Genomic DNA, 14,344 nt, shown 5'->3' with positions numbered 1-14,344 from the left:
AAGCTTAGTCATTCGCTTCGGTTTTCGTGGGGGAAACTGTGCGTCAGGTCACGCTTCTGTGCAAATACCTGAAGGCTGTATTTTTATTACTAACTGATTCTTATCGTTAATTTATGATCTGATGCTCTGAGTCGCGCGGAAAAATTCAGAGCAATCGTTTTGCAACAAAATCTTATTTTATGGCGCAGGCGCGGGATTACTCCCACGCCGCTTCCAGCATCTCCAGCAGCTGTTCGCTGCTCAGCGTGACCGGGTTGGCTTTCATCGACGACGAGCCGCTGGCGGCCAGCGCGGCGGGCTCAAGCGCCCGATGCGCCACGCCAAGGTCATTGAGATTGCCGAGCCCGGCGCCGCGGCTCCATTCGTGCAGGCTCTCCCAGGCGGTATCCGGATGCACGTTGAGCCCGTCGGCCAGCCAGCGGCGCACGTCGTTAAAGCGCCCGCGCAGGGCTTCGTCGGTGACCAGCGATTCATTCAGCGCGAGGCCGAAGGGCAGCAGGCAGCCGCACAGCGCGCCGTGGGAGGCGTTGCTCAGGCCGCCCAGCGGCCCCGCCAGGCCGTGAACCACGCCGAGACCGGCATTGGCCAGCGCCAGGCCGCCGCACAGGCTGACCCACGCCATTTCATCGCGACTCTGCGGGCACTCTTTCGCCATCAGCGTTTTTAGCGCCTTGATGCCGCGCGGGATCGCCTCCCGGCACAGGGCGTCGGTAAAAGGGTTGGCCCGGGTGCACAGCCAGGGTTCGATAAGCTGGGTGATCGCATCGAGGCCGGAGCCCAGGGTTACCGACCGCGGCGCGTTATCGGTAAGCGACGGGTCGACGATCGCCAGGTCCGGCAGCATCCGGTCATCGCGCAGGCTGACCTTACGCTGCTGCTGCACGACGTTAATCACCGCGTTTTTCGTCACCTCGGCGCCGGTGCCGGAGGTGGTGGGGATGGCGACAAAGGGCAGCGGATGCGCTTCCAGTACCCGGCCGCTGCCGACCACTTCCAGATATTCGATGACCTCCCCGGATGCCGGCACCAGCGCGGCGATGGCCTTCCCGGCGTCGATCACCGCGCCGCCCCCGAGGCTCACCACCGCCCCGACGCCCCTTTCGCGCGCCAGGCGTACGCCCTGCTCGATCGCCTGCAGGTCGGGCTCATGGGCGATGGCGAGGGTCGTCACCTCCAGCGCGTGGGCGCGAAGTTCGGCCAGCAGAAAGTCGGCCCGCTGCGGGCTGGCGCCGTGTACCAGCAGCACCTTGTCGCTGCGCTGGGCCAGCCAGGGCGCAGCGCTCGGCGCCAGGCCGCGACCAAAACGAATATTTCCCGGGGTTAAAACGTTAAAGGGGGTCAGCATCACGGGCTCCTGTATCGGCAAATAGGGCAAGCACCAACTATAACCTAAATCATTCGCGTTGCAGGAAGGCGGCAACGCAGGTAAGTGACCGGGGCGAGCGAGGAGAGCCAACGCACATGTCATTACATATTATCCGGCTGGCTGCCCCGTTGCTGGCTGTACTCGCGTAGCCGATGGAGTATGGTGAATAAAACGTCTCTTCAGTTAAGGAATCCCTGACAATGCTAACAATATTGGGTAAACGCTCGTCAATTAACGTCCGTAAAGCGCTGTGGACCTGCGAAGAAGCGGGCCTTGAGTATCAGCAGGAGGATTACGGCAGCGGGTTTCAGCCGATTGATACCGCGGAGTTCCGCGCGCTGAATCCGAACGCCCTGGTGCCGGTGCTGCTGGATGACGACTTTGTGCTGTGGGAATCGAACAGTATTTGTCGCTACCTGGCGCGTAAGGCCGGGCGGGAGGATCTGCTGCCCGTTGCGCCGCAGGCGGCGGCCGAGGTTGAGCGCTGGATGGACTGGCAGGCCACGGAGTTTAATAACGCCTGGCGCTACGCGTTTATGGGGCTGGTGCGTAAGGACCCGCGCTTTCAGGACCCGGCGGCGCTGAAAGAGAGCATTGCCAGCTGGACCCGCTGCGTGCAGATAGTGGACCAGCAGCTTCAGCAAACCGGCGGCTGGCTGGCCGGCAGTCGGTTTACGCTGGCGGATATCGTTCTTGGGCTGTCGGTCCATCGCTGGAAAATGACGCCTTTTGCCCATCCGGAGATGCCGGCCGTCGAACGCTGGTATATGGCGCTCAACCAGCGCCCGGCGTTTATGCGCCACGGTAACAACGGCATGGCGTGACGGCAGGCTCCAGGAGCGCCGGCCGCGCCCCTGAGCCGCAAGCGGCCGCCCGCCGTCGCTTCAGGCCCCGGCGGGAGAAAGATGATTAAAAACGGTATGAAATATCGTTCCCTCAAACATGGCGATCAGCGCCGCGGATTCGCGCTTGCTCTGCGCGCGTACCGGTGACGCCAGCGCCAGCTCAATATCCTGATGGCTATCGAAACGCATAACCATCACCAGCGGATAGGCGGGCCGATCGATGTCGGCGCTCTCCTGCGTCAGGACGCGTACTTCCCGCACCGCGGGGAAACGCGACCACAGCGGGATCATGACGTTTTCTACGTGCTGATAGAACGCCGCTTCCATGCCGGGAAGAATGCGTCCCTGAAAAAAAGCGCATCGGGTCAGGCCTGATTGATTCATGATGTATCCTTTATCTGCGCCCGCCTGGCGGCGGGCAGCTTAGCGTTAACTAACGGGGCGAGCCAGCTCTTCGCCGCGAAGGTCGCCGCGGAGAAGAGCGGTGAATCAATGAATGGCGTCCTTCAGGTCGGTCAGGTCGCGGCCGCGGGTCTCCGTCGAAATGGCGACGCCAATTAAGGTCAGGATGGAAAGGATGCCGGTATAGACGCCCATTACCCAGAACGCGCCTCCCGAAAGGCCGATCAGGTAGATGCCGAGCAGCGGAGCGATGCCCCCTGAGAGCATGGCCCCCAGCTCGCGCGCCAGGGCTACGCCGGAGTAGCGATAGCGGTTGCCGAAGAGTTCGGCAAAGTGCGAGCACTGCGCACCCAGCATGCTGTTACAGCCGATCGCCAGCCCGCCGAACATGGCGATGGTTACCCACAGCACATCGCCCGTATTGATCATCCACCAGGCAGGAATGGCCCACAGCAGCATAAATGTCGCGCCCCAGCGGTAAATCGTCTTACGGCCAAAGCGATCCGACATGGCGCCAAAGAACGGTGTAGTAATCACGCTCGACAGGGTGGCAATCAGCGCGGCGGTGGTACCGACGCGGCTCAGATCCCCGGCCGCGAGGCCAAGCCGCGGCGCGACGACGCTGCCGAGGAAAGCGATAACGATGGTGGTATAAATCGTCGAACCGCCTTGTTCCGCGAGGCGCATCAGCACCGCGGCCAGAATCGGCCGACGCGCTTCTTTGATGACCAGCTTCATGGGCGAATGCACCACGTTACGTTCGCCTTCCAGCGCCGCGAACGTCGGGCTCTCCCGCAGGCGTAAACGGATCCATACCGCCACGCCAATTAGAATGATGCTGGCGAGAAACGGCAGGCGCCACGCCCAGGCAAGAATTGTCTGCTGATCGAGCAGGTACTGCATGACGCTAAAGGTTGCGGTCGCGATGCCAAAGCCGGCGAAGATGCCCACGAAAGGTAGCGCTGCGTAGAAGCCACGCTTAGTCACGGGCGCGACTTCCGCCATCAGCGTAGAGGCGCCCGCCTGTTCCGCTCCCGCGCCAAACCCCTGCAGCAGGCGCAGTAAAACCAGGCCGATCGCGCCCGCCGGTCCGGCGGGCAGCAGACCGACCATCATGGTTGACGCGCCCATGATGGCAATGGTGACCAGCAGCACGAACTTGCGTCCCTTACGGTCGCCCAGTGACCCAAAGAAGAGTCCGCCGAGCGGGCGGGCGAGGAAGCCCACGCCGTAGGTGGCAAAGCTGGCGAGCAGGCCGGCGTTGGAATCCAGGGTAGCGAAAAATACGTGGCTGAAAATCAGCGCCGTTGCCAGCCCGAAGATGGCAAAGTCGTAGTACTCCAGCGCGCTGCCGACCGCGCTGGTGAGGATGGCCCGCCGCAGCTGCTCGGGCGTGACTTCGAGTGACTTTATTTTGGGTTGCTGGGGCATCGAAGAAAAAACTCCTTCGACGGCCGATTGTTCTAATCGCATGATTGCCTCCATCATTATTATAAAAATAGGACGCGGCGGTATACTCCGCCCGTCCCGGGCGGGTTACAGATTGAATGCCTGATGAATATCCTCGATATCCTGCGGTGGAATATGCACGATGTGGCCGAGCGCCCGGGCGTAATCTCCCGCCCTGGCGCTGAACTCCAGCACCTCCAGCCGGTCGTAAGCCTTAAGCGGGCTTTCGCCGCACACCATCACCATCGCGTTCTGAATCAGCAGCACGTCGCTGCGTCGGTCGATAAAGTCGGGTAGCGAGCCGTCGAACAGCGCTTCATATTCCGGCGATTTCACCTGCCGCATCACCATGTAGGACTCCGGGATAAGCCGCGAGTCGAACGGTACGCCGGTGCAGGCGAAGCCCATGGCGTGCGGCGGGAGCGCCATCATGATGGTGCGAATGCGCGGATGGCGCGCATAAATCGCCTGATGCAGAGCCGCGAGCGACGAAGGGGCTGGCGTCTCCGCTAGCCGGACGAAATCGTCCGCGGTCAGGGTATGCAGCATCTTATCGGAGCGGGAGATCAGGACGGTGTCGTCCTCCAGCCGCTGCGATAGGGAGAAAAAGGCGCAGGGGGAAAGGCCTTTTTGCTGCACGCGATGGGCGATGTCGTTCAAAGCCTGGCGTTCGGGCAGATGCTCCTGAGTCAGCGGATAGCGCTGCCGCGCCTGCATCAGGCCGCGGAATTTTTCGCACTGTTCGTCGCTCAGCGTTTTCAACGGCCCCAGCGGTGCGCCGTGAATGGCGGTGGCGGCACAAAAATTCAGCAGCTCAAATTTGAGCCAGGCGTCATCCAGCGATTTGTCGCCCACCGCGATCCCGTGGTTTTCGAGAATGACGGCGTCGCAGCCCAGCGCGAACTGCTGCGCGATATTTTTACCCAGCAGAGGGCTGCCGGGCAGCGCGTAGCGGGCGATATCGATTTTTGCGCAGTGCAGTTTAAACAGTGGCGCAATAGCGATCGGCGGCGTTTTATGTACCAGGCTTGCGGCAATCAGCGCCGGTGGATGCGCGTGAATAATCGCGCGGATATCGGGTCGTCTTTGGTAGATCTGCTGATGGAACGGCAGCTCGATCGACGGTTTATGCCGTCCGGAAATCGTGCCGTCGGCGCCGATCCGCACAATATCATCTTCCTGCAGACTGCCTTTATCCACGCCCGATGGCGTTATCCAGATTGCGCCATCGTCGTCCAGAATGGAAAGATTGCCGCCGGATACCGTCGTCAGGTTATTCCGGTAAATCAGGTTCATCACCTCGACGATTTTCCGGGGACTGCTTACCGCGATCTCACTCATGGGAGATTCCTCACCGCTATTAATCGAAAAGCACAAGAGGCACAGCCGGGATCAGTGGAACCCGGTGACGTCCGCCAGGTCCTGGTAATTCTTTTTGATGTCCTCGTAGATATTGCGGTAGATCCGAAATAGCTGACGATACAGCGCCGTATTTTCCGCCTGCGGCTGGTGGGAGGCGCCGATGTCGGTCCAGCGTTTCGCCACCGAGTAATCGCTGAAGATACCGGAGCCGACCCCCGCGACCAGCGCGTTGCCGAACGGCGCGCCCTTCGCTTCTTTCATAAAGACGCAGGGCACGCCCAGCATGTCGCACACCATCTGGCGCCAGAACGCGTTGCTGGCGCCGCCTTCGGTCAGCACCAGCGGCAGGTTCATTTGAATCCCGCTCGTCTGGATCAGATCGTAATTGTGCTTGAGGGCAAAGCAGGCGCCTTCCATAAAGGAGCGCAGCAGGTGGCTTTTGCCGTGGGATAGCGACAGGCCGAATACCACCGCGCGGGCAATCGGATCCCAGACCGGCGTGCGCTCACCCATGAAATAGGGCACGGTGATCAGCCCGTCGCAGCCGGCTGGCGCCTGCTGGGCAAGCTGTGAAAGCAGTTCGTAAACCTCCGCGCCGCTGCTCCGTGCGGCCTGCATTTCCATCTGCCCGAAGGTATCGCGGAAGTAGCGCATCACCGAGCCGCAGGCGGTAATTGCGGCGACGGTGGTGTAGGTATCGCGGGAGTCCACCGCATGGGCGATGGTTATCATATTTTTGGTAAAGCGGGGCTCTTTATGCACCACGCCCATCACGCCGGCGGTGCCCATCGCCAGCGACATATCGCCGTTTTCGGTCGCACCGCCGGCAATCCAGGCCGCCACGCTATCTACCGTTCCCGCCATCACCGGCGTGCCTGCCGCCAGGCCGGTACGCAGCGCGGCTTCGCGGGTCACTTCGCCGATGATTTCATCGCAGGGGAAAGAGTGCGGAAATTTATCCGCATCGAGGCCAATCTCTTCGAGCAGCGCGGTGTCCCAGCGCTTATTGACGATGTCGTAGCCGGCGCCGAACAGGCTGGCGTTGGAGAAATCGGTGATCGCCCGTCCGGTCAGCTTCATGCACGGATAATCCGCCGCGGTCTGGATTTTGTACGCCTCGCGGTACAGCTCGGGGCGGTTATCCCGCTCCCACATTAGCTTGACCGTGGCGTAATAGGGGTCGACCGGGTTACCGCTGGCGGCGTGGATGCGCGCTTCGCCGATGTGGTCGCGCAGCCACTGGGCCTGCCGGGTGCCGCGTCTGTCCATCCAGATATGGCTGTTTTGCAGCGGCCTGAGCTTTTTATCCACCAGAATACAGGCCGGCGCGAGGGCGCTAATGCTGATGCCGCGGATCTGCCGGGGGTCGATTTTGGCCTGCGCAAGCGCCTGCTTAATCGTATCGGCAACGGCGTTCCAGTAATCTTCCGGGTTATGTTCTGCCCAGCCGGGACGCGGGGTGATTAGGGGATATTCGATATAGGATAATCCCAATATATTTCCACCTTCGTCAATAATGACGGACTTCGTGCCGGTGGTACCCACGTCGGAGCCTACGAAATAGTTTGTCATAAACCATTCCTTTATTTCAGAGGAGGTAAAAGAAATTAAGACGCGCTATAAATGACGGCTTCGTTATTTTCACGATTGGCTGCGAGAATAATGTCCTGGCCGTTATGCTGGAGGACATGAATATTACTCGGGCCCTGGCCGCTATCGATAAGCTGCGTTTTAAATTCGCCTTGCTGATAACGAATTTCAAATAACTCTTTTTTTCCGGCGCGATAGCCGCAAATAAATAGCGGCTGGTCTTTTAACTTTCCGCCCCAGGCCACGTGGCCAAATTCTATTTCACCGGAGTATTCCCAAATAGCCTCATAGCGGTTGCCCTGCTTTTTATATATTTTGGCCTGGTTGCCGTGGAAGGCCTCGATGGTCAGCAGCTCGTCCACGCCGTCGCCGTCAATATCCACCGCAGCGACGTCGCCGGTCGGGTTGCTGAGCAGCGGGCGGATACGCCACTGGCCGGTGGGCTCCTGCGGTGGGTATACGGCAAACACCCCCTCATCGCTGGAGATCAGGAAGGTTTTCTCCCCATCGAGCGTTCCCTGCCAGAAGCCGTGGTTACGGGTCAGGCCGTCCATCAGCACGTCCAGCGACAGTGGGCCATCCGGGGTATCCGGCAGTTCGCCGATCAGCACCTTGCCCGGATCGGACCAGTCGTCGATGGACTGTTTCGATGAACACAGGGTGGCAATGATAATGAAGTTTTTCTCGCCTATCCGAATGATGCCGAAGCGATGAACGTACGGAATATCAAGAAAAGGTGCGACCTGGAAGGTCCCGTCTTCCTGCGGCTGAACCCAGACGATGTTGGACTCCGCCGCCTGGTAGACCGGGAAAAAATTCTGTACCGCGAGGAAAGCGCCGTCCGCGCCGGGAATTTCCGCTATTGAGAGGGTGCCTCCCGGCTCTTCCCAGACGGTCTGCGTGTTCCTGTCTGCCGTATCGTACAGGTAGCAGCCACCGTGCGCTTCGGTGGCAAAAATCAGCTTTTTGCAGCCGCCGATAGTGGTGCTGGAGACGGCATAGCAGGTATCCAGCGTTCCAATCACGTGTTTCTTGTAATTCATCACTTCTCCCTGGGCTAAACGAAGCCGTTAGTTAGTTATCAAAAACGTGGCGATTCACCAGATTCGTCGGCCGCTTGCCTTCTAAAACCGCAGCCATTCCGGCAAGCGCTTCTTTCAGCATCGTGACGCGTACTTCCTTCAGATTGGTGCCAACGTGCGGGGTAATCACAATATTGTCGAGAGCGGCCATCTCTGCGCTGATGGTGGGCTCAAATTCAAAAACGTCGAGCGCCGCGCCGCGAATGGTTTTGTTTTGCAGCGCATCCAGCAGCGCGCGCTCCTCGACGATAGGGCCCCGCGCCGCGTTCACCAGGTAGGCCGTGGGCTTCATTAGCCTGATGTTGTCGCGGTTGATCAGATGGTGAGTTTCCGGGAAATAGGGGGCGTGGATGGCGACAACGTCGCTACGCGCCAGCAGCGTCTCCAGCGGCAGGTACTCCGCGTGGTAAGCGGCATCCAGCTCCGGAGTCAGGGGGGAGCGATCGGAATAGCAGATTTTCATCCCGAAAACGCGGGCCTTTTCGGCGAGCTTTTTACCGATATTGCCCATGCCGATAATGCCGAGCGTTTTACCTTCCAGCACCATATCGCGCTCGAAGAACATGTCCTTCCGGCAGCGGCGGGTGGTTTTCAGCTCGTTGTTATACATCACGATGCCGCGGGTGATGGCGAGGATCAGCCCGATAGCCAGTTCGGCGGTGGGTTCCACGACAGAAACCGGCGTATTGACCACGGCAACGCCATGCGCGGTGGCCGCGTTAATATCGATATGATTAAACCCTGCTCCGCCGTTGCCAATAACCGCCAGCCGGTCGGCCAGGGCGATCATTTCCTCCGGAATAGGATATTCATTAATACTGAGCAGCGCATCGTGATCCGGCAGCAGCGCGGTTAGCTCTGCGGCGGAGAATATATCTTTCCCGGCGTCGGGCATGGTGATCAGATAGTTTTTTTCAACATCCGCAAGCGCTTCTTGCGGGATATTCCGGGTTAATAAGATCTTTTTCATCATGTGTACTCAACCAAAATGGTTAAAGTCTCCGGTTCAGGTTACTGCGTTAAACAACGATATTTTTTAAAGTCCCTGGAAATAAAACGATCGCGATCGGTGGTGGACCTGGTGTTACGCGATATACAGGCGATCTGCGCTCCAATAACTCCATAAGATCTCTTGTGGATGCCGATAATAATTCGCGGCAAGCCGGTTCGTGATCCTGTTTATGACGGTCAGCCGCGGTTGAACGATATCGAAGGAAGAAAAACGGAGGACCGTTTTTTATCCCTTCATCGCGGCGAACCGGCAGATTTTCCTAATCTGATATCTGGTAATGAGTCATCTGATGACCTATGTCTCATTTGCTGCTTAGTTGATGTCAAAGTCAACGGCCTTTATGAGATTTTGTGAGGAGAATAACGTTGTTAAATTTGCTGAAGCGAAGCGTAAAAAAGGGCGTAAAGCCGCGAGCCTTCTGGGCTGGGATGGGGAAAGCGAGCCGCGGGGCGATAGATAAAAAATGTGCGTTGCACGCTTTGAGCCTGGCGATACCGGCGGTATTTTCTTCTTGCTCGCGAAGGCCGCTCGCAGGTCGAATGACGCCTTAGCACCGCCAGACGCGCCGGCGATGGCGGTCGGAGGGATACCGTTTTTATGCTTAACCCTGTATCATCAGCGGGTGAAAAAGCGTAGATAACTCACTGAAAAAAGCTGCTTTATAGGTTGTCGTTACGAATGGATTATTGAGGCAAGATAATGAATAAAGAAGAAAAATCAGACTGGATAACGCCAATTCCCAAACAATCTATTTCCAGAATGGTGCTGGAAAAGATCAAAGACGCCATGATCAGAAAAGAGTTAAAACCCGGTGATTTTCTGCCCTCGGAAAATGAGCTGGTGACGAAAATGGGAGTAGGGAAATCCAGCGCGCGTGAAGCCATTAAAATGCTGGAAGCGATGGGCGTTATCGAAATCATTAAAGGGCAGGGCTGCCGCATAAAAAGCACCTTCGATAGCGATGTTTTACAACCGATGATCTTCCAGATGATCCTGCAGCAAAATACGGATAAGGACCTGATAGAACTGCGCCTTTTGTTTGAAATCTCAGCATCCCGGCTGGCCGCGCAAAACGCTACGGAAGAGGATTTTTTACAGCTGGAGAAATCTATCGAGAAGACTGAAAAAGATTATGCGCGGGGCATTCATACGGCCGATAACGACATTGATTTTCACAATTTGATTTTTAAAAGCACCCACAACCCGTATCTGGTATTAATCGGCGCCACCATCATGGAGCTGTTCCGCAGCTCGCTGACCGTTGTTAACATTACGCAGTGCGAGGCGATTCTTGAGCAGCACCGCATGACGCTAAAAGCGCTGCGGGATAACGACATCGACGCGATTGAAAAAGTGGTGCACAGCACCGTCGATAAATGGAAAGAACACTCCCTGGACCACCATAAATAGCCGCGAAACGACAGTCCTATGCGGCAGGATAAAAAACGTCCAGATTGACCGCGCCGCGGACGTTAAATTCAGCCTATTCGCTTTGCAATCACCGATGACTGCCGTTACGATCTGCGTCCCTTTTTTATCCACCCGGTAGCGCGTACGGCAGGAAGGTATGGTTTGAGCAGGCGGTTGAGCCCTGTGTTGCTGGCGTCTGCGCTGCTTGTCGGATGCTCCGGAACGCTTTCGCAAATGAGTGTCCCTTCTGACGAAACCAGTCAGATAGGGCAAAACGGGCATCGGCTCTCCGTCGATACCTTCGTTAACCACTATATGCAGAGCAAGCAGGTGAGCGGCGTGGTGGTGGCGGTGATCCGTCATAACGGCCCGGCGGAGTTTCACTGCTACGGCGTGACCGATGCCAAAAATCGCTACCCGATTACCCCGGATACGCTCTTTGCTCTCGGCTCGCTGAGCAAAGGGGTCACCGCAGAGGCGATCACCCTGCTGGTCAATGAGGGGCGGCTGCACTGGGACGACACGCTCGCCATGCTGCTACCGCCGGAGACCCGGCTGAGCGCAGACGCCAAAAAAATCACCCTGCTGCAGCTGGTGACGCACACCTCCGGGCTGCCGCGCCAGCCAATGAACCTGCTGTCGCTGGAGCATCTGCTGGCCTACCTGAGCGATGGGGAAAACTTCTATCACGAGCTCGACGGCGACGGCGCGCTGGGCTATCTCAGCACCTTCAACGCGCCGCTGGTGCGCGAGCCTGAATACTCCAATCTCGGCTACGCCATTCTCGGCTACATCCTCAAATATCAGACCGGAGGATCCGTTGAGGCGCTGGCATCGCGGATGATTTTCCAGCCGCTGGCCCTGCATAGCACCAGCTTCGTGCCGTCAACGCTGCGCGGATACTCCCGGCGCGCCCTCGGACATGCGGGGGATCAGCCGAAATTTAAAACCCGCGGTGCGCTGACGCCGGACTGGCAGTTCAGCAACAATATGGTGGGGGCGGCAAACCTGTACAGCGACGCCCGCGACCTTGTCGCTTACGCCCGCGCTCATTTTTCACCGACCGGCAATCCGGCGCTGGATAAAGCCTTCGCCGACGTTAGTCACGACTACTATCCGCGGCAGACGGAGGCGGCGAATATTGCCTGGGTGACCGATACGATCGGCGGGCAGAAGATTACCTATCAGGTGGGCTACATCGGCGGCTATTCCAGCTATATCGGCTTTGATAAAGCGAACCAGAATGCGGTGGTGGTGCTGCAAAATAGCTTTAACTGGAGTAACTACATCGGGCATGCGATTTTGCAAAATCAGGCGGCGGGAACGGCTTATCAGGCGCGTCATGAGGGATTAAAAAAAGCCCCGTGAGTACGGGGCCTTGACGTTTAGCGCATGGTCACGAACTCTTCCGCGGCGGTCGGGTGGATCGCCACGGTGTTGTCGAAGTCCTTCTTGGTGGCGCCCATCTTCAGCGCGACCGCAAAGCCCTGCAGCATTTCATCCATGCCGAAGCCGATGCCGTGAATACCGACAATCTTCTCTTCCGGGCCGACGCAGACCAGCTTCATGCGGCACGGCTGGCGGTGCGAGGTGACGGCGGTATACATCGCGGTAAAGGAGGATTTATAGACCTTCACCGCCTCGTCGCCGTACTGCTCGCGGGCCTGCGGCTCGGTTAAGCCGACGGTGCCGATCGGCGGGTGGCTGAAGACCACGGTCGGGATGTTGCTGTAGTCCAGATGCTCTTCCGGCTTGTTGTTGAACAGACGCTCGGAGAGGCGGCGGCCGGCGGCAACGGCGACCGGCGTCAGCTCGACCGCGCCGGTGTTATCGCCCACCGCGTAGATCCCCGCCACGCTGGTGTTCTGCAACTTATCCACGACGATATAGCCTTTGTCGTTGGTTTCCACCCCGGTGGCCTTGAGGTTGAAGTTATCGGTCTCCGGCTGGCGGCCGATGGCCCAGATCAGGCAATCGACGGTCTGACTGCGGCCATCTTCGAGGGTCAGGGTCAGGCTGCCGTCGGCGTTTTTCACCACCGACTGCGGAATAGCGTGGGTGTGCAGCTGCGGGCCTTCGGCGTTCATCACCTCAACCAGCGTCTCGACAATCAGCGGATCGAAGCTGCGCAGCGGCGCGTGCTTGCGCACGAACAGATGCGTTTCGGCGCCCAGGCCGTTAATCACGCCCGCCAGCTCAACGGCGATATAGCCCGCGCCGACAACCGCCACGCGCTTCGGCAGCGCCGGCAGCTCGAAGAAGCCGTTGGAATCGATGCCGTACTCTACGCCCGGAATCGACGGGTGGCTCGGGCGGCCGCCGGTGGCGATGAGGATATGATCGGCGGTCAGGGTTTCGCCGTTGACTTCCACCGTTTTGGCGTCAATAAAGCGGGCGAAGCCCTTAATCACATCGACCTTATTTTTACCCAGCACGTTGTCGTAGGAGGTATGAATGCGGTCGATGTAGGCGCTGCGGCTGGCAACCAGCCGGTCCCAGTCGAAGTGGTTAATGGTGGTATCAAAACCGTAGTCCGGGCCGTACAGGTGAATCGCTTCGCGAATTTGCGCCGCGTGCCACATGATCTTCTTCGGTACACAGCCGACGTTAACGCAGGTGCCGCCCAGATCTTTCGCTTCAATCAGGGCGCACTTCTGGCCGTACATCGCCGCGCGGTTGATGGAGGCAATACCGCCGCTGCCGCCGCCGATAGCAATGTAGTCATAATGTTTGCTCATGAGTCATATCCTTAATATCTGAATGCTGCGATTGTATACCGGAAATCAATAGGTTCCGCCGATGACTGCGATTACTCCGGGACGATCCAGCTGACCGTTGCGTGGCCGATGCCGGTTGGCACCAGCTTTTTGTGCAGCCACGGCAGGACGTTGTTCATCTGCTGTTCCAGCTTCCACGGCGGGTTAATCACGATCATCCCCGACGCGGTCATGCCGCGCTGGTCGCTGTCCGGGCGCACGGCAAGCTCAATCTGCATGATTTTACGAATGCCGGTTGCTTCTAACTCTTTGATCATGCGCTTAATCTGCGCACGAAGGACCACCGGATACCACAGCGCATAGGTGCCGGTCGCGAAGCGCTTGTAGCCTTCGTGAATGCCGGTCACCACCGCCTGGTAATCGCTTTTAATTTCGTACGGCGGGTCAATCAGAATCAGGCCGCGACGGGAGGCGGGCGGCAGCTTAGCCTTCAGCTGCTGATAACCATCGGACTTTTCCACGCGCGCGCGCTCGTCTTTCTGGAATTCTGAGCGCAGCAGCGGGAAATCGCTCGGGTGCAGCTCGGTCAGCTGCAGGCTGTCCTGCTCGCGCAGCAGCTGGCGGGCAACCAGCGGGGAGCCGGGATAGTAGCGCAGCTGGCCGCTACGGTTGAAGTGCTGAACCACGGAGATATAGGGCTCCAGCTCGGCCGGCAGGTCATCCTGCTGCCAGATGCGGGCGATGCCTTCCAGGTACTCACCGGTACGCTCGGCGTGCTCGCTGCTCAGATGGTAGCGACCTGCGCCGGCGTGGGTGTCCAGATAGAGAAACGGCTTCTCTTTCTCTTTCAGCGATTCAATGATCAGACTCTGAACGGTGTGTTTGAGGACGTCGGCGTGGTTGCCTGCGTGAAAGCTGTGGCGATAACTGAGCATGGATGCAGAGATTCCGGGAATTAAACAAGATAACCGATAGTTTACCGCAGATCCGTGCGGATTACCGCTGTAGCGCCGTGCTGTTTCAATTGTGGCAAAAGCGTTGCAAAACATAACGGTGTCATAAAAACGTCAAATGGCCGCGCTAGCGTCGCGTGCAGGCAAGGTAATCGT

12 protein-coding genes are annotated in these 14,344 nt (G+C 58.5%); 3 read left to right on the top strand and 9 right to left on the bottom strand.

Annotation, left to right across the window (positions count from 1 at the left end; translation table 11 throughout):
• Positions 1-196: 196 nt before the first annotated feature.
• The gene (locus EDF75_RS15935) at positions 197-1,345 is read right to left on the bottom strand and encodes an iron-containing alcohol dehydrogenase (protein ID WP_133600121.1); all 1,149 of its coding nucleotides are present in this window, start codon (positions 1,343-1,345) and stop codon (positions 197-199) included.
• 221 nt (positions 1,346-1,566) lie between these two features.
• On the opposite strand from EDF75_RS15935, the gene EDF75_RS15930 reads away from it, so the two are divergent.
• The gene (locus tag EDF75_RS15930; RefSeq protein ID WP_133600120.1) at positions 1,567-2,190 is read left to right on the top strand and encodes a glutathione S-transferase family protein; all 624 of its coding nucleotides are present in this window, start codon (positions 1,567-1,569) and stop codon (positions 2,188-2,190) included.
• 60 nt (positions 2,191-2,250) lie between these two features.
• Here EDF75_RS15930 and EDF75_RS15925 read toward each other — a convergent pair whose 3' ends face one another.
• From EDF75_RS15925 to EDF75_RS15900, 6 genes are all read right to left on the bottom strand, one after another.
• On the bottom strand, positions 2,251-2,595 hold the full coding sequence (locus EDF75_RS15925; RefSeq protein WP_133600119.1) for an EthD domain-containing protein: 345 nt from the start codon (positions 2,593-2,595) through the stop codon (positions 2,251-2,253).
• Positions 2,596-2,700: 105 nt separating this feature from the next.
• Positions 2,701-4,044 carry an MFS transporter gene (locus tag EDF75_RS15920; RefSeq protein ID WP_133600118.1) on the bottom strand — a complete coding sequence of 448 codons (1,344 nt, stop codon included), beginning with the start codon at positions 4,042-4,044 and terminating at the stop codon, positions 2,701-2,703.
• 105 nt (positions 4,045-4,149) lie between these two features.
• Positions 4,150-5,403 (bottom strand): class II aldolase/adducin family protein, encoded by a 1,254-nt coding sequence (locus tag EDF75_RS15915; protein ID WP_133600117.1) that lies wholly within the window; start codon positions 5,401-5,403, stop codon positions 4,150-4,152.
• 51 nt (positions 5,404-5,454) lie between these two features.
• Positions 5,455-6,996, bottom strand: a complete 1,542-nt coding sequence (locus EDF75_RS15910; protein WP_133600116.1) for an FGGY-family carbohydrate kinase — start codon at positions 6,994-6,996, stop codon at positions 5,455-5,457.
• 35 nt (positions 6,997-7,031) lie between these two features.
• Positions 7,032-8,057, bottom strand: coding sequence for a hypothetical protein (locus tag EDF75_RS15905; protein ID WP_133600115.1), 1,026 nt, complete (start codon positions 8,055-8,057; stop codon positions 7,032-7,034).
• Between the two features lie 31 nt (positions 8,058-8,088).
• Entirely contained in the window at positions 8,089-9,069 is a 981-nt protein-coding gene (locus tag EDF75_RS15900) for an NAD(P)-dependent oxidoreductase (protein ID WP_133600114.1), read from the bottom strand.
• A gap of 738 nt (positions 9,070-9,807) precedes the next feature.
• Here EDF75_RS15900 and EDF75_RS15895 point away from each other — a divergent pair.
• On the top strand, positions 9,808-10,518 hold the full coding sequence (locus EDF75_RS15895; RefSeq protein ID WP_133600113.1) for a FadR/GntR family transcriptional regulator: 711 nt from the start codon (positions 9,808-9,810) through the stop codon (positions 10,516-10,518).
• 234 nt (positions 10,519-10,752) lie between these two features.
• Positions 10,753-11,886 (top strand): serine hydrolase domain-containing protein, encoded by a 1,134-nt coding sequence (locus tag EDF75_RS15890; protein ID WP_166646192.1) that lies wholly within the window; start codon positions 10,753-10,755, stop codon positions 11,884-11,886.
• A 17-nt stretch (positions 11,887-11,903) separates the two neighbouring features.
• On the opposite strand, the gene gorA is transcribed toward EDF75_RS15890, so the two are convergent.
• Positions 11,904-13,256, bottom strand: coding sequence for a glutathione-disulfide reductase (gorA, locus tag EDF75_RS15885; protein WP_133600111.1), 1,353 nt, complete (start codon positions 13,254-13,256; stop codon positions 11,904-11,906).
• Positions 13,257-13,327: 71 nt separating this feature from the next.
• Positions 13,328-14,170, bottom strand: coding sequence for a 23S rRNA (adenine(2030)-N(6))-methyltransferase RlmJ (locus tag EDF75_RS15880; protein ID WP_133600110.1), 843 nt, complete (start codon positions 14,168-14,170; stop codon positions 13,328-13,330).
• Positions 14,171-14,344: the final 174 nt, after the last annotated feature.

It is taken from the genome of Klebsiella sp. BIGb0149 (assembly GCF_004362605.1).
Lineage (GTDB): Bacteria > Pseudomonadota > Gammaproteobacteria > Enterobacterales > Enterobacteriaceae > Klebsiella > Klebsiella terrigena.
Note: the sequence above shows the minus strand (reverse complement) of the source record. Positions and strands in the feature narration are given on the sequence as shown.

Coding starts and splice junctions, on each gene's coding strand:
- EDF75_RS15935 (WP_133600121.1), bottom strand. CDS start 1,345: ATGCTGACCCCCTTTAACGTTTTAACCCCGGGAAATATTCGTTTTGGT.
- EDF75_RS15890 (WP_166646192.1), top strand. CDS start 10,753: ATGAGTGTCCCTTCTGACGAAACCAGTCAGATAGGGCAAAACGGGCAT.
- gorA (WP_133600111.1), bottom strand. CDS start 13,256: ATGAGCAAACATTATGACTACATTGCTATCGGCGGCGGCAGCGGCGGT.
- EDF75_RS15925 (WP_133600119.1), bottom strand. CDS start 2,595: ATGAATCAATCAGGCCTGACCCGATGCGCTTTTTTTCAGGGACGCATT.
- EDF75_RS15880 (WP_133600110.1), bottom strand. CDS start 14,170: ATGCTCAGTTATCGCCACAGCTTTCACGCAGGCAACCACGCCGACGTC.
- EDF75_RS15920 (WP_133600118.1), bottom strand. CDS start 4,044: ATGCCCCAGCAACCCAAAATAAAGTCACTCGAAGTCACGCCCGAGCAG.
- EDF75_RS15900 (WP_133600114.1), bottom strand. CDS start 9,069: ATGATGAAAAAGATCTTATTAACCCGGAATATCCCGCAAGAAGCGCTT.
- EDF75_RS15910 (WP_133600116.1), bottom strand. CDS start 6,996: ATGACAAACTATTTCGTAGGCTCCGACGTGGGTACCACCGGCACGAAG.
- EDF75_RS15895 (WP_133600113.1), top strand. CDS start 9,808: ATGAATAAAGAAGAAAAATCAGACTGGATAACGCCAATTCCCAAACAA.
- EDF75_RS15915 (WP_133600117.1), bottom strand. CDS start 5,403: ATGAGTGAGATCGCGGTAAGCAGTCCCCGGAAAATCGTCGAGGTGATG.
- EDF75_RS15930 (WP_133600120.1), top strand. CDS start 1,567: ATGCTAACAATATTGGGTAAACGCTCGTCAATTAACGTCCGTAAAGCG.
- EDF75_RS15905 (WP_133600115.1), bottom strand. CDS start 8,057: ATGAATTACAAGAAACACGTGATTGGAACGCTGGATACCTGCTATGCC.